At 63.6% G+C, this 561-nt stretch carries 1 protein-coding gene; it reads left to right on the top strand.

Annotated elements, in window-relative coordinates:
- The coding region (locus tag AACY49_RS30120; RefSeq protein ID WP_339527887.1) for a VCBS domain-containing protein at positions 1 to 561 on the top strand (561 nt) is incomplete at both ends.

Genomic DNA, 561 nt, shown 5'->3' with positions numbered 1-561 from the left:
GCCAATTCAGCTCGACCGACATCGACCACGATGCCACCGCCAGCTGGTCCATCAATGGCTCGCCAACTGGAATCTACGGCTCGATCGCCGTGGACAGCACTGGCCAATGGACCTACACCCTGGCCAATGGCACTGATGGTGTCGCCAGTGCCGTGCAGTCACTGAAGGCCGGCGAGAGTCACGATGAGGTGTTCAGCGTCCAGGTCAGCGATGGTCTCGGCGGTGCCGACACTCAGCTGGTGACCGTCACCGTCAGTGGTAGCAACGACGCGCCGGTGCTCAGCTTCGCCACCGGCAACGATGCCGGCGCGGTGCAGGAAGACAGCACGCTCAGCGTCAGCGGCCAGTTCAGCTCGGCCGACATCGATCACGCTGCCACCGCCACCTGGAGCATTGCCGGAACCAATACCGGCGCCTATGGTTCGATCGCCGTCGACAGCAGCGGCCAATGGACCTACACCCTGGCCAACGGCAGCGATGGTATCGCCAGTGCCGTGCAATCACTGAAGGCCGGCGAGAGTCATGACGAGGTGTTCAGCGTGCAGGTCAGCGATGGCCTCG

Origin of the sequence: Pseudomonas sp. EL_65y_Pfl2_R96 (genome assembly GCF_963970905.1) — a bacterium.
Taxonomy (GTDB): Bacteria; Pseudomonadota; Gammaproteobacteria; order Pseudomonadales; family Pseudomonadaceae; genus Aquipseudomonas.
This window is presented reverse-complemented; position numbering and strand designations above follow the sequence as displayed.